This is a genomic window from Pseudohongiella spirulinae (assembly GCF_001444425.1).
In the GTDB taxonomy this organism is placed as follows: domain Bacteria; phylum Pseudomonadota; class Gammaproteobacteria; order Pseudomonadales; family Pseudohongiellaceae; genus Pseudohongiella; species Pseudohongiella spirulinae.
In genome coordinates, this window is the sequence record NZ_CP013189.1 from 2,622,770 (window position 1) to 2,640,140 (window position 17,371).

General features: G+C 50.0%; 16 protein-coding genes. 7 read left to right on the plus strand and 9 right to left on the minus strand.

Annotated features, from left to right (window positions below; all coding sequences use genetic code 11):
* Positions 1-236: 236 nt before the first annotated feature.
* Both PS2015_RS12060 and PS2015_RS12065 read right to left on the minus strand, forming a co-directional pair.
* Positions 237-3,077 (minus strand): PAS domain S-box protein, encoded by a 2,841-nt coding sequence (locus PS2015_RS12060; RefSeq protein WP_169792315.1) that lies wholly within the window; start codon positions 3,075-3,077, stop codon positions 237-239.
* Positions 3,077-3,376, minus strand: coding sequence for a hypothetical protein (locus PS2015_RS12065; RefSeq protein ID WP_058022472.1), 300 nt, complete (start codon positions 3,374-3,376; stop codon positions 3,077-3,079). Before PS2015_RS12065 ends, PS2015_RS12060 begins: the two co-directional genes overlap by 1 nt.
* 201 nt (positions 3,377-3,577) lie before the next feature.
* Between PS2015_RS12065 and PS2015_RS12070 the strand changes: the two genes are divergently transcribed.
* The 3 genes from PS2015_RS12070 to PS2015_RS12080 are packed head-to-tail and all read left to right on the plus strand — an operon-like array spanning position 3,578 to position 7,791.
* A complete protein-coding gene (locus tag PS2015_RS12070) occupies positions 3,578-3,952 on the plus strand; it encodes an Hpt domain-containing protein (protein WP_058022473.1) in 375 nt (124 codons plus the stop codon).
* Positions 3,953-3,996: 44 nt separating this feature from the next.
* Positions 3,997-5,199, plus strand: a complete 1,203-nt coding sequence (locus tag PS2015_RS12075) for an EAL domain-containing response regulator (RefSeq protein WP_169792316.1) — start codon at positions 3,997-3,999, stop codon at positions 5,197-5,199.
* A gap of 15 nt (positions 5,200-5,214) precedes the next feature.
* Positions 5,215-7,791 carry a GAF domain-containing hybrid sensor histidine kinase/response regulator gene (locus PS2015_RS12080; RefSeq protein WP_156412732.1) on the plus strand — a complete coding sequence of 859 codons (2,577 nt, stop codon included), beginning with the start codon at positions 5,215-5,217 and terminating at the stop codon, positions 7,789-7,791.
* On the opposite strand, the gene PS2015_RS12085 is transcribed toward PS2015_RS12080, so the two are convergent.
* The 6 genes from PS2015_RS12085 to PS2015_RS12110 all read right to left on the minus strand — a co-directional run bounded on the left by PS2015_RS12085 (position 7,778) and on the right by PS2015_RS12110 (position 14,558).
* A complete protein-coding gene (locus PS2015_RS12085) occupies positions 7,778-9,277 on the minus strand; it encodes an ATP-binding cassette domain-containing protein (RefSeq protein ID WP_169792317.1) in 1,500 nt (499 codons plus the stop codon). The two genes, PS2015_RS12080 and PS2015_RS12085, sit on opposite strands and share 14 nt — an antisense overlap.
* A complete protein-coding gene (locus PS2015_RS12090; RefSeq protein ID WP_058022477.1) occupies positions 9,240-10,211 on the minus strand; it encodes an alpha/beta hydrolase in 972 nt (323 codons plus the stop codon). The genes PS2015_RS12085 and PS2015_RS12090 overlap by 38 nt, the downstream gene beginning before the upstream one ends.
* A 15-nt stretch (positions 10,212-10,226) precedes the next feature.
* Positions 10,227-10,664, minus strand: a complete 438-nt coding sequence (locus tag PS2015_RS12095; protein WP_058022478.1) for a hypothetical protein — start codon at positions 10,662-10,664, stop codon at positions 10,227-10,229.
* Between the two features lie 9 nt (positions 10,665-10,673).
* Positions 10,674-11,918: a serine hydrolase domain-containing protein gene (locus PS2015_RS12100; RefSeq protein ID WP_058022479.1), complete on the minus strand. Its 1,245-nt coding sequence runs from the start codon at positions 11,916-11,918 to the stop codon at positions 10,674-10,676.
* 93 nt (positions 11,919-12,011) lie between these two features.
* Entirely contained in the window at positions 12,012-13,805 is a 1,794-nt protein-coding gene (locus tag PS2015_RS12105; RefSeq protein WP_058022480.1) for a thioredoxin domain-containing protein, read from the minus strand.
* 123 nt (positions 13,806-13,928) lie between these two features.
* On the minus strand, positions 13,929-14,558 hold the full coding sequence (locus tag PS2015_RS12110) for a TetR/AcrR family transcriptional regulator (RefSeq protein ID WP_058022481.1): 630 nt from the start codon (positions 14,556-14,558) through the stop codon (positions 13,929-13,931).
* An 84-nt stretch (positions 14,559-14,642) separates the two neighbouring features.
* On the opposite strand from PS2015_RS12110, the gene PS2015_RS12115 reads away from it, so the two are divergent.
* Entirely contained in the window at positions 14,643-15,008 is a 366-nt protein-coding gene (locus PS2015_RS12115; RefSeq protein ID WP_058022482.1) for a glutaredoxin domain-containing protein, read from the plus strand.
* Positions 15,001-15,435 (plus strand): DUF2214 family protein, encoded by a 435-nt coding sequence (locus PS2015_RS12120; RefSeq protein WP_058022483.1) that lies wholly within the window; start codon positions 15,001-15,003, stop codon positions 15,433-15,435. The genes PS2015_RS12115 and PS2015_RS12120 overlap by 8 nt, the downstream gene beginning before the upstream one ends.
* On the opposite strand, the gene PS2015_RS12125 is transcribed toward PS2015_RS12120, so the two are convergent.
* The gene (locus tag PS2015_RS12125; RefSeq protein ID WP_058022484.1) at positions 15,429-16,094 is read right to left on the minus strand and encodes an alpha/beta hydrolase; all 666 of its coding nucleotides are present in this window, start codon (positions 16,092-16,094) and stop codon (positions 15,429-15,431) included. The genes PS2015_RS12120 and PS2015_RS12125 overlap by 7 nt on opposite strands.
* 62 nt (positions 16,095-16,156) lie before the next feature.
* Here PS2015_RS12125 and PS2015_RS12130 point away from each other — a divergent pair, with 62 nt between their 5' ends.
* Entirely contained in the window at positions 16,157-16,936 is a 780-nt protein-coding gene (locus PS2015_RS12130) for a class I SAM-dependent methyltransferase (protein WP_058022485.1), read from the plus strand.
* Between the two features lie 6 nt (positions 16,937-16,942).
* Positions 16,943-17,368 (plus strand): SMI1/KNR4 family protein, encoded by a 426-nt coding sequence (locus PS2015_RS12135; protein WP_058022486.1) that lies wholly within the window; start codon positions 16,943-16,945, stop codon positions 17,366-17,368.
* Positions 17,369-17,371 lie beyond the last annotated feature (3 nt).

Sequence of the window (17,371 nt, forward strand, 5' to 3'; positions counted from 1 at the left end):
TGGTATCACGAAGAATCATGTTGGATCAATCTAGAATATAATCGCCTCAGTACAAACTTAGATCAATTGATTTAGATTTACGCTGTCATATACGCATCGATATTTATGAAAATTCTTTTCAAAATAATTGGCAAACTAAGAAACCCTTCACTTGAAGAAGCAAGGTTTATATGGACCTTATTTATAGGAATTTGGATGTTACTTGCATTACTTGGCGAACTTATTCTATCGATAGGCTAGCTCAATAGCTCACCCACAAGTTTCAACAATGCATTTGAACTAATTGGTTTCGATATATATGCATCCATTCCGCCTTCAATAAATCTCTGATGATCGCCAACCATTGCATGTGCGGTAAGAGCAATTATAGGGACATGCCCACCACTTTCTCTTTCCATTAATCTGATCAGTCGGGTTGCCTCCAGACCATCCATAACTGGCATTTGAATATCCATCAAGATCACATCAAACAATCTCTCTTTAGCGAGATCTAACGCTCTTAGCCCATTATCAGCGACAGTAACCTTGTGACCTGCCTTGACAAGAATTTCCTTTGTCAACTTTTGATTGATGAGGTTATCTTCTACGATAAGAATATCGGCAACGCGACTATCGGGTGATGAATTGATCAAAGCCTCAGGGGCTATCTGATCCGATTCATCGACTCTTTGAGACAAATTGGCAGAAGAATTACCTGAAAGATCAAATTTTAGATCAAAGTAAAACAGACTCCCCATTCCAAACTCGGATTCCATCTTGATATGGCCACCCATAAGGCTTACGAGATTAGAACTTATCACCAGACCAAGGCCACTCCCTCCGTACCTCCTGGTGATGGAGGCATCACCCTGGGAAAAAGCCTTGAATATATCTTTCTTTTGCTCAGAAGTAATACCGATTCCTGTATCCCGCACGGAGAACCTGATTTTCACCCAGTCGCCCTCACCATCTATTGCGGATACAATTAGTTTCACGACTCCATACTCGGTGAATTTTATGGCATTTGAAATTAGATTCACAAGAATCTGTCGGAGCCGATACGCATCTCCATTAACATACTGCGGAATTCTCTTGTCAAAATCATATTCGAAAACTATGCCTTTCTGCCTCGCTCTTAAAGCCAGGTCACCCAACATCCTTTTCAGATATTCACGGACGTCAAACAATGCAAGGTCCAGCGTCATTTTGCCTGCATCGATCTTAGAAAAATCCAATATATCATTGATCACACGCAATAAGGATTTTGCCGATTCATAGACTGTTTCCAGATAATCCTTTTGCTCGTCATCCAATTTTGTCGCAAGAGCCAGTTCAGTCATTCCAATAACACCGTTGATTGGCGTTCGGACCTCATGGCTCATGTTAGCAAGGAATTCTCCTTTAGCTTTATTTGCGTTATCCGCCTGCGCTTTTGCGGAAATCAACTCTTCACGAAGAGCCTTCCATTCACTAACATCACGGACAATTGCGACGAAGTGGGTACTTTCCCCAAATGCCATTGTACTCACTGTGATCTCAACCGGAAATTCCGTTAGAAGACGGTGATGACCTGTAAGCTCTCCACGGACCCCGTAATCTCGGTCCTTAGCCTGAGACAGCAGAGCGGCAAGAGATGAACGGCAATCAGGATGGAACAAGTCAGAGACTGACATTCCTAGCAACAACTTACTGTTGAAACCAAATATTTTTTCCATCGCGGGATTTGATCGTTGAATGGATCCATCCTCATCCAACTCAAGAATGCCATCTGCTGCACTGTCAAACAGAACCCGAAACGCGGCCTCGCTGCGGCTCAATTTGTCCTGAATATGATGTCGCGCCTTTTCTGCCCTGAACGCCAATATCAAGTTTGAACAGGTAGCTACAAGCAAATTCAGGTGTTCAGCTATTCCAACGTTGTAACCACCTGGTCGGTTCGCAATCCCTATCATGCCGACAAGAGCTTCACCGCTCCTGACTGGCAACCCCATAAAAGAATTTAAGGGTGGATGCCCGGGCGGGAGCCCTCCACTCCGGGGATCAGAGTACGGAGTATTGGATATAAGAAGCTCCCCAGTTTTTAGTACCTGACCGAAAAGTGTCTCAAGATTTGTAAATTTTAGGCCCTCTGCATAGCTCTGAGCGTACAACTCGCGAGTTGCTTCATCCCAGGCGATGTTGGTGAGCGCATGAGTCTTCAGGTAGGGATTATCGTCCTCGTCGAATAAAACTTCACCAATAAAGCCATACTCGCTATTACTGATACTAAGAAGGTGATGCAGCATCACTTCAAAGGGACTCTGTGAGTCATCTGATTTTATGAAACTTGCCAAGGCTTGACTAACAGCTGAAAGCATATCATTACTTTCAGATATTGCTTTTTCTGCTAAAGCTCTCTCAGTGACATCCTGTACTGCCGCGTATATCAAGCCGTCATCACCGCTTATCGAAGACGACCACTCGAGCAACTTGTATTGTCCGTCCTTACGCAGGTAGCGGTTACGAAAATTCCTGACTACATCTCCATTTGAGAGGTCACTCAGCTTCTGCTTTGTTGAATTGAGATCCTCGGGGTGAACTAATTCGAGGTATGACAGGGCCTCAATTTCGGACTTAGAGTAGCCCAAAGTCTGGGCAAAGGCTGAGTTGACTGCGACAAACCTCCCATCGAACCCACATACGCAAAACATCTGAGGCGTTACAGAGAAGTGTTTCAGCGTTTCTATTTTGCAGGAGTCAAGCAATTGAATCGCGAAATCAATCAGGGCGCGATGCTCCTGAGTCAAACTCAGCAACGCCTCCCCGGAGAGACCTAACCAGGCTTTAGGCGCTGTATGCGGATGAAACTCGAGTTGAATTGGGAACACCAACAAAGGCTCACTCCCATCTGCAGTGGACATTACATACCCATGACGGAACCAATTCTCTTTTTCTTCAACATCAATAGAGGCCCAACGACTAATCACTTCATCGTGCCAGCGACTATTGAATCGTGAACCATGGATATCTGTGAAAAAATGTCCATCATCATAATAAACTCCAGTGACCCCAGGAATTCTTTGTTGCAGGACTCTCAATACCATGACGTCAGAATTCATCAGCATGCCACTTTAGTACATTGCCCCCGGTGAATCACCCTGGGAACGGCACTCTGGTCGAACTCAAACGCGGAGTATCCCTTAAATTCGTAAAGGCCAGGGCCTTGGGGCTCAAATTCAGGGGTAAATTTCAGTACGCTTGAAAGAGTTACCGATTGAGACTTGGCGTCATGAAGAAGGTAGAAGTTATTGGGATCAACTTCGAGAATTACCATACTGCCATCTATACCCACAGCGAGCAAAGCGCGGGCTTCCAAAACAGAGTAGCGCTCTAAACCATCACCGATTTTCTCAGGCATATATTTAAATCCCACCCAACCATATCACCTAAGGCACATCACTTATGGCACCTTATTTGTAACTGGATGTTAATGGTTTCTATACACACCCATTGTAATGTTTTGTAAAATATCCCTCTTCTTACTGGTATATGCCTGACTGATACTGCCATAATTCCAATAACAAAATGTGACTTTCAATCTGAACGACTCGGATATTGTATGACCTTTGCAGTTGACGCTATTTTCGACCCCGACATCCTTCCAGACGTTTTGGGGGATTCGGATCCGGCTGTGCTAATAAACTTTTACGATATATTTCTATCTTTCACAGCCGAATCCTGGCAGGAACTTGTGTCATCCGCGAAATCTGGAAACTGGCAAAAAGTCAGCACTCTGGCTCACTCATTGAAATCATCATCACGCAGCATCGGTGCGTTGACGCTCGGGACTGCAATGGCTGAACTCGAAAAGACAACGGAGGAAGGGGCTGCTGCAGACGACTTGCTACAACGAATATCAACGATTGTAGACGTTACTTTTGAGCGCGTCCGGCTACACCGGGTTAAAATTGACACATCAAGTAATTTTACTTAAGCTCTTCGAGTACTGTAGAGATGGTTAGACGAACAATACAGACTGTGGACTACACGCAAAGTCAAAGTCGACCAATACTTCTAGTTATCGATGACGATGCTCTATTCAGAACTCAGATCAAAGCCTTCGCTTCACAAAGATATGACGTATTCGAATACTGCGATCCAGAGGAGGTTGCTCCTGAAGTTCTAGTGCTAGCAGAAATGGTGGTGCTGGACTTGAACATGCCAAAAACTGACGGAGTTGAATTTCTTAAAACCTTGGCAACAATGAAGCCCAGGCCAAAACTGCTAATTGCGAGCGGCCACGACCAGCCAATTATAGAAATGGCGGGGCGAACCGCAAAAATGTTTGGAATCAATCAACTGGAACTGCTTCACAAGCCATTAACCAGACGTCAGTTTGATCAATCTATTAACAGGCTTGCTGAGTCGACAGACTCCGATTTGTTCTCTGCTTCCGGGGCTGCTCGTCCTGGTCCCGATGAAAAGGAGATAACTAACGGACTGAAAGCCGGAGAGTTTATTGCATTCTACCAACCTCAGATGGCCAAAGACGGAATAACCATTGTTGGACTCGAAGCATTGGCCCGCTGGGATCATCCGGAACGCGGCATACTTCCTCCAGCGCAATTTATCGAAACTTTAGAAATGCCCGGTCTCGCTGTCGATTTCACCCTTCTAATGATAGAGCTATCGCTTCGGGACTACCAGCTCATCTCTCGACATACCGGTTTCATAGGCACTCTCAGCGTAAATGTTCCGCCACATGTATTGGGGGATGCACATTTCATTAAGAGATTCATTGATCTGGCTGAACGTTATTCCTTCCCATTGAGAAAATTCATATGTGAAGTGACAGAACGCGGGATACACGAGCTGTCTCCACCGGCTATCGCTTCGCTGACAAGGCTTAAAATGCATGATGTCCAACTATCAATTGACGACTTTGGTACCGGGCAATCAGGCCTAAGCAGGCTGAAATTTGCGGCATTTAACGAAATAAAAATTGACCGTTCCTTTGTAACAGACCTGAATATCTCAGCGGAATCCCGAACAATAGTAGAGAGTGTGTTGTCTTTGGCTCACAAATCCGGGATAAGGGTTGTCGCAGAAGGCGTCGAAGACGAACAAACATTTGATACGCTAAAATCACTGGATTGTGATGTCGTACAGGGATATCATTTTTCGAAACCATTACCGGTCTCCTCGCTGACCAGCTGGATTCTTCAGCCTCCATCGTTTTGACATCTGGAACAACCCTTGAGCCCATCATTTCACAGCGCAGTGGCCGAGCTTCTGCTTGAACTCAACACCTCGAATGATGTTCTGCAATCAGTTATCGATGCCTGCCAATACCAGCTCGGATTTCGATTATGTGCATTTGTTCAAAGAACAGAAAACATACCCAATAAACTTGAAATCAGTAAGTTATACAACATTGATAATCGAGGCAAATTTACAAGCCAGTTGCAGAATGACAGAAGTCTAATGCAACTAATCGACCATACTGAGCGCACCCAAAACAGTGAATCTATGCGCAGTGGAGAAGATTACTGGCTTGCGATCCCAGCGGGTCCAGCTGGCATTTTCGTAGGGCTGTACACATCCGACATATCAGATGAGTTTACAACATACATAGCCAGGATCATCACACATGCCATACATACGCTCACTAATGATCAACAGCGCACACTGCTGGCGGAAGAAAACAAACGATTGATTCTAGCCACCAAAGCTGGGCGTATAGGCACTTGGGAATTGGATACGATCACTGGAGAGCTGCATTGGGATGAACAGATGTTTTGTCTTTATGACGTCGATCAATGTAGCTTTACCAACGATTACGAATTCTTCAAGTCGATGCTGCACCCCGATGACGCGCCGGAATTGCTGAAGTTTCTGGACAATTATACTTCACAGAAAAAGACAGAGTCAGTTGACTTTCAATTTCGCATCATCACACCGAGTGGAGAAGTAAGAAAACTTGCAGGTTATGCAACCCTGATAGCCAAGCCTTCCAATAGACTGCAGATGGTCGGTGTAAACTACGACGTAACCGAACTCGAAACAGCCAGAACTCAGTCTATCTACCGATCCAAACTGGAAAGTTTGCTGATTGATCTATCGATGCAAGTGATACGATCAGAGGCAGAGGAACTTGATCAGGTTACTAACGAAGCTCTAGCTGTAATCGGAAACTTTGTCGGAGCCGACCGAGCGTATCTGTTTGAATATGACTTTAAGAAAAACACCTGCGACAACACCCATGAGTGGTGTAATGACGGCATTGAGCCGGAAATCGACAATCTCCAATGTGTATCACTCGATGACATAGACATTTGGGTCACTTCCCATAAAGCGGGCCTCCCTATGTTTGTGAGGCGTGTTCAAGATCTACCAGAGAATCACGGCCTACGCGTAATTCTGGAACCACAAGGAATACGTTCATTAATTACGATACCTCTAATGGAGGGAAATAACTGTAAGGGGTTTATTGGGTTTGACTCGGTAAGACAAGAGCGTCACTGGAACGATGTAGATATTAGCCTCCTTAAACTCCTTGCAGAGCTGCTTGTCAATGCAAAAATGAAGGCAACCAATGATTTACTCATCAAACAAACGCAGCAGGAGCTCATACAATCCCGCGACACTGCACGGTTTCTCGCTAAAGAGGCTTCGGCAGCCAGTATCGCCAAGTCCCGCTTTGTTGCTAGTGTCAGCCATGAAATCAGAACGCCTTTACATGCTATTCTTGGAATAGCAGATTTAGCGAGCCAGCGCACAGAGGATCCGAAGTTAGCTGAAGATATCTCCACAATTCGCAACGCCGGCAACACGCTACTGGAACTTATTAACGATGTTCTGGACTTCTCTAAAGCTGAGGCGAATGAGCTTTCAATCAAGTCTGAAGAATTTTCCATTGTAGAACTCATAAATACCCTTCAAAGACTATTCCGTCCGCTTGCGAAACGTAAAGAAATTGCTTTCGATTGCCATATTCAACCTGGAATTCCTGATATTCTAGTTGGTGACGAGTTACGTATCAGGCAAATCCTGAGTAATCTTCTAAGTAACGCTATCAAATTTACTCAGCTGGGTGGTGTTACGCTACGAGTTACTCTAAATAACCAGAGGAACGGCGGCAGACAACTTACTGATTCCGTTGCACTGTGCTTTGAAGTGTCGGACACTGGATCAGGAATCGCCGCCCATGATATGGATCGTATATTCGATCCATTCTTCCAATCGGATGAATCAAAAAGAGATCAATTGGGTGGAACTGGTCTAGGATTGCCTATATCCAAACTCATCGCTCAGAAGATGAAGGGAACGATTACAGTAAACAGCGTAAAACATCAAGGTTCGTCTTTTAAATTCAACCTGATTCTGAAAATCGGAAGCACATCGTGCACCACGGCATCAGTAATCAGCTCTGAAGTTGACGAGACCAAATTGTCCGGTTATCGGTTACTGCTGGCTGAAGACAATCCTATTAATCAACAACTCATTCGAGCTTATCTTTCAAAATCCGGGTGTCAAATCGACATCGTTGGCGATGGTGAACAGGTACTCGAATCCTACGTCAGATCTAGATACCATTTAATTCTTATGGACTGTCAAATGCCCAAGCTGGATGGGTTTGACACAACTAAAGTGATAAGGCTGCAAGAATCCGCTGATAGCCGCTTACCTATAATTGCCGTTACGGCAAGCGCCATGGAATCTGACCGGGAAACCTGTTTGCAGGCTGGAATGGATGATGTTCTCACTAAACCGTTCACCAAAAATCAATTGATAAATTTGATAATCAAGCATTTAAAGATTAACTCATACTAAGCCGCTTGTTGATAAATTGCGGCGTCTCATCAAATGTGTGGCTGACGTAGATAATGTGTGTGCGACCTGAGTGCACAATCTTTTCAAGAATCGCCATCAGAAAGTCTGAATAATAGTCATCCAGACCAACCCCGGGCTCATCCAGAATCAGGATGAGCGGCCATTTGACCATGGCACGCGCCAGCAGAACCATACGCTGCTGGCCAAAACTCAGTTCGTGATACCAGCAACTGCCTTGACCGACCAGCCCGAAGGCCTGCAACCATTGCCGGGCAGATTCCTGCTGGATGGCTGTTGTATTCTCATACAGCCCCATGGTGTCGAAGAATCCGCTTACTACCACATCGAGGACGCGCCAGCCTTTGATGTACCTGTTATGCAGCTCATTGGACACAACACCAAAGCGCTGTTTGATGTCCCAGACCGACTCACCGCTGCCGCGACGCTGACCAAACACTGTCACTGCCTGGCCGTAGGCCATGTGGTTATCACCATTGATCAGTCCCAGCAGTGTGGATTTGCCGCTACCGTTCGGACCTTCTATCAACACATGATCGCCCCAGTCCATCTGCCAGCTGAAGTTGCGAAACACGACCTTGCTGCCATATTGCGCGGTCACCGAATCAAGTTTGATCAGGGCTTGTGTGCGGTCGGCGCGCCGGTAGTTCATAACCCCCGGTAAACGTTCATCGAGCGCTGGCAGGTTTTCAGGCACAAGCGCCTGCCTGTTAACGATATGGCGAAAGGCCGCCAGCTGCTCAACCACGTATCGCTCGCCACTGCTTATCAATTTCAGGCTGTCCATCACTGCAATATGCGTCGCAGAGGTCAGAATATCCTGTTGACGACGCGCCAGCAGGATCATGGCATTGTCTGCCTGCACGTACTGATTCAATATCTCACGAATCGATTCAGCACTTTGTCGGTCTATGCTGGCCAGGGGATCATCCAGGATCAGTAACTTTGGTTTTTGATACAGAGCCTTCGCAATCATGGCGCGCCTTATCTGACCTGAAGACAGAAAGCGGATACCCCGGTCGGCAAGATTTTTTATATCCAGTCGCTGCAAAAACTCGCCGGCCAGACAATCATCGGTATCGCGACCGGTCACCAGCTTAGCGACCGTGGTACCCGGGTCACTGGCTGACTCGCTGAACTCACTGACGTCGTGCCGGGTTTCGCTTTGCCACAGTCGTTGCTGCTCTTCAAAGGAAACCACCTGAATATCGTGCAAGGGATCAAAACCGGTCGCGTACTGTATGCGGGAACGTGCCAGCATGAGCCGGCCGCTGAAAAGCGAAGCCAGCAGAGACTTTCCTGCCCCATTACCACCAAACAGGCACCAGTGCTGCCCCGGCTCAACTTTGAAGCTGTCAACCACCAACTGATGACGGGCTGATATTCGGCAGTTGAGGCCACGGATCTCGAACAGTGGCGAAGCTGTCATGTCAGGGGCGATTACCCAATGCACGCTGCATGACTTCATTCTGGACATTCATAAAGTGCCCAACCGAGCGGCGCCAGTATTCGGAGTTATGGCGCCCCTGTGCCTGCATGTACTCGAACGGAATATCATTGAGTAGCAGGACCTGCATGAATTCGCGCGCATCATCGAGCAGATCATCCTGCAGCCCACCATCCAGATAAAAGTGTGGCAACTGACTCTTTTGAAGCCTGTAGATAATCTGAAACGGATCGTAGGCCTGTGCCTGTTCCACGGTTTCAAAATCCAGCCCTTTGGGGTTACGTTCATCCTGAGTACTGAATCCGGGGATATCGATAATGCGTGAGATTATGGCATCAGCCTGGGCAAGGCGTTCTGAATCCTGAGTGCTGCGAGGCACAGGAGGCGGTTGCCCCGCCTCAATGGCTGCAGCCCTGCTGCGGGCATGTGTGAGCGCACCGCTGGTGCTGGCCACAGACACAAATTTGTCCGGATGACGAAGCGCCAGCGTCAGAGCGCCATAACCTCCCATGGACAGGCCGGCGATCGCCCTTCCCTCGCGCCGGGACAGCGTTCTGAAATTGGCATCCACATTATTGATCACATCATTGATGATATGGTCTTCCCAGTTATTCTTCTGTCCATCCTCACTACGCGCGTAATTGATGTACCAGCTATTGCCCGCATCCGGCATCACCACAATCAGGTCGCCGATCTCCCGGGCGTAAAAAGCGGCACCCAGATTGCGGCCCCAGACGGTATAGTTCTGCATGTAACCGTGCAGCAGGTACAGTACCGGGTAGCGTTCATCGGAGCTTTCGTAACCGGGCGGCAAAACGATGTCGTACTTCATCTGACGTGCAACGGCAGGACTATAAAATGACACAGTCTGCAGACCTTCGGGCAGGTCCTGTGCCGTTACTGCGGAGGCTGGAAACAATAGCGTGAGCGCTACAAGCACATAGATAAACTTCATGACATCAGACTCTTGTTAATTGGCCAGCAGCGGAATCGGCCCGGTAAAACGCGCACGGTCAGACTCATCGGCCGCCTCGCGGCATTCTCCCCGCACCAGAAAGCGCTGAAAGGTCTGCTCACGATATAACTCAAAAAAGCCCTGCCGACAGTATCCGGTCCGCTCCAGTATGGCGTTAACACGCGCCTCGACCTCATATTCTCCGATACGGATGCCGCGTTGACTACGACTGACCATTTCACGGTTTTCACGGCTTGAGACTGCCACCAGATAATCACGCTGAAAGGTAAAAAATTTGGTGCCGTCTTGCGCGATTTCCGGAATCAGCTGTTCATCTGCAGGCGGTGCCTGCCAGTTCGGACTGCCTCCGCAGCCGACCAGCAGTGCCGCTGCCGCCATCAGGATAAATCGTGCAATGGGCAATGTCCTCTCCTCATATTCAGACGCCTGCATGGATCTTAATCATTCCGCGGCAGGCTGTACAGCTGACCATACCAGCGTTTTGAACAAAGCTGCCAGATTATGTGCACCGGATGGCTGGATCTGCAGCATGAGCACGGCGACAAGGCCTGTTTGCGGATCTGCCCACGAGAATGTCCCCAGCGAACCATTCCATCCAAACTCACCATCATTGCGCGGGTAAGGGCTGTGACCGCCATCAACCACAACACTGAAACCGTACCCCCAGCCAAGATCTCGCATGGGATTGGGTGGAAACAGCGTTATGGGCATGATGCTCTCTGCCAGCTGATTTTCTGTCATCAAACGCACACCTTCTTCTGAAAGCAGTCGTTGACCATCCAGCTCTCCTGCATTCAGGAACATCTGTAAAAACCGCAGATAGTCACCCACCGTGCTGACCATACCGGCAGCCCCTTCTTTAAGCGGCGGATCAACTGTCACCGGCACATCCATTGGCGGCATCTTTTGCATGCCAGATTCCTGCAGGCGATACACTTCAGTCAGCTGGCCGGCTTTTTCTTCATGCACATAAAACCCGCTGTCATGCATTTGTAAAGGCGAAAATACGTGCTGCTGCAGATAGTCATCAAAAGCCAGGCCGCTGACCACTTCCACAATGCGCCCCAGAACGGTTGTTGAAATACTGTAGTTCCATTGCGTACCGGGCTGTGAAATGAGTGGCACGGCCGCCACCTTGTCGACCAGCTCTGCCAGGGTATCCGACCGCGAACGAACCTGGTGGCGCTGATAGAGGGTCCGGTCGCGATGACTCAAGCCGCCAATGTGGAGCAGCAAGTCACGCACAGTCATTTCTCGATGAGCAGCGACCGTCTCGCTGTCAAAATCCTCAGGATCACTGAATACCCGCATATCCGCAAATGCGGGGATAAACGTTGATACCGCATCGTCCAGTTCTAATTGGCCACGCTCAATCAACTGCATGACTGCGAGCGACGCGATGGGTTTGCTCATTGAGCGAATCTGAAAGATGGCGTCATCGCGCATCGGAACGGCCTGCTCGACATCCTGCCAACCGGCACTGCCAAGGTAAACAATCTCACCATTGCGGGCGACTCCCGCCACAAAACCGGGGATGGCACCACTGTCAACAAAATGTCTTAAGGTCTGGTCGACGAGTGCAAGTGCCTGCGGTTTTAACTGATGTTCCTGAGGTTCGGCAAGTGGCAAGGCCCCCAAGCCTTGACTGGCAAAAATCATAACAAATGAAAGAAAAGCGGACTTCATACCCCTGAACCTGACCGAAAAACATTTTTTCAAATGTATAAAAAAAGGGGCGGTATTGCTACCACCCCTTTTTGTAAAGCCTGAAGTCAGCGATTATTGCGCGCTGCTCACCAGGTTAGCGTCAACGGCTTCATCAGCCTGCGCTTGATAACGGCTCTGGTCTACAAACTTGTAGTAAACCTGGCCGAAGAACATCTCGTCCCAGCTCTGGTCGCCCCACGGCACTGATCGTGACGGATCGGGGTTGGCCTTGTTCTGCTCAGAGTTGTCGAAAGCACCGGTTACCACAATGCGTGTGCCCGCGGGTACCAGCTTCTGCTCTGCCAGCTTGTACTCCATCTGCCAGTTGTAGTCGTAGTTGGCAATGTTGGCCAGCATTTCAGTTGAACCATCCGGGTAATGTGCTTCAAAGCGCATGTACTTGCCGCGGAAGTGCATGTGCGGCAGGAAGCTGTGCAGATACGCATCATCCGGGATCACAATCTGAGCCTGCTGCTCAAAGTTGGGATCGTAAGGAGGAATGTTGGTCCATGTCGGTGTGAAGATACACGCACATTCACCTGTCATACGCTCCTGCGGCTCTTCACCTTCCGGATAGAACCAGACACCGATACGGCTGGCGTCAACTGCCTCACGACCGGTAGTGGTGTAGTGCAGCTGAATGGCAATGGTAGATCCGTCCATCAGCAGACCGCCAGTGTTGGGCTCTTCCACATAAGGCGCAGCACCCGGAATGTATGGCGTGATATAGGCCAGGTTCGGATCAGGCGTACCCACGAAACCACGACCACTGGGGCGCTCACCCGGCTTGAACAGGGCGTTCAGCGTGTGGTGCAGCACAGTGCGGTCACCCGGCATATACTGGCTGGCCTTAACGAAGCGATCTTTGCCATCGGGCAGATTGATCGGTATGAACTCATAACGGTAATCCAGCACACCTGTGGCAGGAATCTGCTGCTCCGGAATTTCAATGACGTAATCCGGCTCACCAAAAGCCCACTCGGTCGGCGGCCACTCGATCATTGCCAGCGGATCTGTTGTACCATCTTTCCTGGAGCCAGCGGCAATCCAGTCCAGCACTTTACGCTGATCTTCGAAAGGCACAACATAGCTGTTGCGGAAGTTGCCAACATGCGGATCCATCTGACCCGGCGGCATACGCTTGGTCATCATGACCTCGCGGATCATCGGGCTCCAGCCCTGAACCATAGCATGGCTGTTTAATGCGAACGGCGCTACACCACCTTCACGGTGACAGCTTGCGCAGTTTTCAGCAATGATCGGAGCAACGTCCTTCTCATAAGACACATCGCTGGGATTACGCTCAACGTACTGCACTTCAGTGCCAGCAGTGGCCACAAACGCGTTGCTCACCTGCTCACCTGCAGCCACGGCCGCCAGTGCGTCAGCAAACGGCTGACCTGCGTCACCGCGATAAACAACACGAAACGATTTCGGATCGTAAATCACTGCTTCGCCGAAGCGTTCAATGCCCATGGACTCAGACACAGCCTGAACATCGTCAATCAGCACAGGAATGTCAGTATTCATCGCAGCGACTTCTGCTGCGACTTCGCTGCGTGCCTCGCCCAGCGGGTTAATCATCATGAAGACGATGCCCTGGTCTGCATAGTCCGCCTTCAGGGAACTGAATTTGGCCAGCGCATCACGGGTTTCAGCGGCGCCATTGCCCTGAACCAGAAATGCAACCGCCTTGTTGTTGTCGTACCACGCCATGTGGTGGAAATAACCTTCATGGTCCAACAGCGCAAAATCGCCTACTCGCTCATCAGCAGCGTGACTGACACCGGCACCAATACTCAATGCCAGGGCGGTCAGCGCGGTGCCGGCAGTCATTCTGCCTTTTTTCTGCAACCAACTGATCATACTACCCTCCAACTGTAAAAAAACCGTCAGCCTGCTCAGCTGCCAGATTTGCTAAAATTCTGAGTCAATTCAGATTTTTGATCCTATCACCGTGCCATGCAATGTCAAATGACAAAAGTCACATTATTCAAACAGGGCATGCAGTGCATTTCGGAGACTCTTGCGGAATTCCGCTTCTGAGTGGAAACCGCACAAGAAGCCCTGTAGCAGGTGGTAGTACAGGGCAAAGGCGCTCCAGGCTGCCGTTCCTGTGTAAAGACGTTTTTCCAGCCGTCCATCCCTCTTGGCTTTTTCTATTAATTTCATCAGCTTGGAGTACGTCCGAGTCATGATCTGATCGATATCTTCACGACGCTGCTCAGTGATCGAAAATGACAGCTCTTTGAGCACGATACGCGACAGCCCCTGGTCCTGATTGTGGTAGCGAATATGACCGTCAAAAAACACCATTAATTGATCCAGCAGCGGCGAATCGGGCTCAATCTCGGCATAGGATTGCTCGATCATGCTGATGATGTCGTCCTTGAACACCATCACCAGCAGGTCTTCTTTGCTTTTTGCATACAGGTAGAGAGTGCCCAGACCGACATCTGCCTCTGCAGCGATATCCTGAATCGTGGTGTTGCTGAAGCCTTTTTCAACAAACAGGCTGCGCGCAGCTGCTACAATGCGCTGCAATCGGATAATCTTCTTGCGCTCACGCAGACCCAGCGACGCCAGTGCTGGATCGTCTGTCCTTTTTTCAACCGCCATAATCGTCCATCCCGCTGATAACGCGCTAAAGATTACCACAGACGCTTATGGCACAATAGGGCAATTCTGTCCGCAGGAACCGTCATGAACGAAGATTTTAAGCACTCAAACTCAGCAGGTTCGTCTTCATCAGATGAGACGACCATCACCACCCTTCTGCAGGCCGGGGATACACCAGTGACGCTGTTCTCCCTGTCATGGTGTTCTTTCTGCCATGCCGCCAGGCAACTGCTGACCAGCCTGGATATACAGTACACCGAGCACGTGCTTGATCGCGGCGCACTGAGCGAAACCGAACTGAATACCCGACTGCGCCGACAGCTTTCCGAGCTGACCGGAAGCCGCACGCTGCCGCAGGTATTTGTAGGCGACGTTAACGTTGGGGGGTATACTGAAACCCTGGCGGCCGCCCGTAACGGACAACTGAAAGAGTTGCTGAGTCATGGCTGAAGCATTGTTCAGAACCTTACACATGCTGGGCCTGCTGGGAGTGGCCGCCGGGCTGGTGATTGCGGTGCTTGTCACCCGCCCCAGCCTCAGCCGCGACGATACTGACGGCCTGGCCAAGACTTATCTGTTGACCTTGATCGCACTCGTCCTGACCACTCTGGCGGGTCTGGCGCTGTGGCTCTGGGTAGGTAAGCCTGCCGCCTTTTTCAGCAATAACCCGGTATTTCACGCCAAGATGGGTCTGGTTGTGATTCTGACCATTCTGCTGCTGGTGCCAGCGTTGTTCTTTTACCGGGCAGGTGCGTCAACTGACGAAGAGTCAGTCAGCATTCCGGTATCAGTGCGCATTATGCAGCGCGCTGCCATTCCGCTTATTGTCGTCCTGCCTGTACTGGCCTATCTGATGGCACGCGGTATCGGTTACTGAAGGACGTCCTGTAACCAGGCAGATATATCCCTTATCTCTTCCAGACACACGGAGTGCTGCATCGGATAGCTTGAATACACCGGTTTGTAACCCTTCTGCTCCAGCGCAGCGACGGTCTGCTTGCCAAGCGACTCATTGACCACCGGATCATCAGTACCGTGGAAAACCCGGACCGGCAGCGATTGATTGGCCGGATTGACCGACACGGTATCCGCGGTGGGAAAATAACTGGACAGCGACATGATGCCGGCCAGCGGGTGGGGGCAACTCAATCCTGCCTCCAACACCACGGCGCCACCCTGGGAGAATCCACCCAGAACAATACGGCGACTATCGATACCCGCCGCCATCTGCTCTTCGATAATTTCGTGCACGGCTGAGGCAGAAGCTCGCAATTGCACGTCATCCACGCGACGGTCAACGCTCATGTCCCGGATGTCATACCAGGCTGGCATTACATAACCCTGATTGATGGTGACCGGAATCGAAGGCGCATGTGGAAATATGAATCTAACCGCCATCTGCGCCGGCAGCCGCAATTCAGGTACAATAGGCGCGAAGTCATGTCCGTCAGCACCCAGTCCGTGCAGCCAGATCACGGCAGCATCAGCGGGAACATCCTTACGCGTTTCTCGGACAATGGCGGGCAATCGACTCATAACAGATCCTTAAGAGACTTTGTATCAAAGACTCATTATAGGAAGTTTAAGCGGAGAACAAAATGTCCCTGTCCAGATGCCTGCGTGGTTTGAACGGCTTGCTGAGCATTGCCCTGTTAATGATGTCAGGCAGCCTGCAAGCTCAGCCACTCGACACTTCCGCGCTGCGGCAATCCATCAATGGCCCTGACCGGGAAATAGCAGACCGTATGCGCGACCCGGCCCGTAAGCCGGTTGAAGTACTGGAATTCCTTGGCCTGCAGCAGGGCATGTCGGTATTGGAGGTTTACGCGGCGGGCGGCTACTTCACCTTTGTACTGTCACGAGCAGTCGGGCCTGATGGACGTGTTTACGCACAGAACTCTCCCCGCGCTCTGCGATACGATGAAGACAGAAGTGACATCACACAGGGTGACGCCCTTTCCCAAAAAATTGAACGCGGTAATCTGGCCAATGTCATTCGCGTGGATAAAGCCCTTGACGAAACCGGACTGGACTCCGAGAGCATAGACTTCGCACTCGTTTCCCAGATTCTGCATGACTATTACAACCGCCGGCCGGCCAGCGCCCAACAGATGCTCCGTGAATTATTTCGCGTACTGAAACCCGGCGGCATATTGGGCGTGATCGATCATCACGGCCTGGACGGACTGGATAATCAGCGCCTGCACAGAATGACCCTGGCACAGGCACACGACGCCCTTACAACAGCCGGTTTTGTTATTGAAGCTGGCAGCGACCTCCTGGAAAACCGCAGCGACAACCCCCGTCGCTCGATCTTTGATCCCATGCTCAACCGAGGCACCAGTCAGTTCGTCATTCGTGCCCGCAAACCGGAGTAAACCACCTTGGAAGATATCGTCGACCTGCTGCATGAGTTGAGTGAGGACATTCCGGTTCCCCTGGAGTTGCCCGATGACGATCTGCTGGTCGAAATAGAAGAGCAGCTTTTGCTGCCCATCCCGGAAGATTTGCGAGCATATCTGTTGGAGGCCAGTGATACCGTACTGGGCACCATGGAACCAGTGACAGTCAGTGACCCCCGCTCACACACCTACCTGCCGGATGTGGCAGCACAAGCCTGGAATGACGGCCTGCCCCGTCATCTGTTACCAATCTGTCAGCTGGGTGAGCAGTATTATTGTATCCGCGAGGACGGCGTGGTGCTGTTCTGGAATGGCTACAAACTGGGAAAAAATGCCGACGGGGTCAAGCAATGGGCCAATCTGTGGGAATGGATACGCGACGTCTGGATACCACAGGCGGAAAGCTGAGCA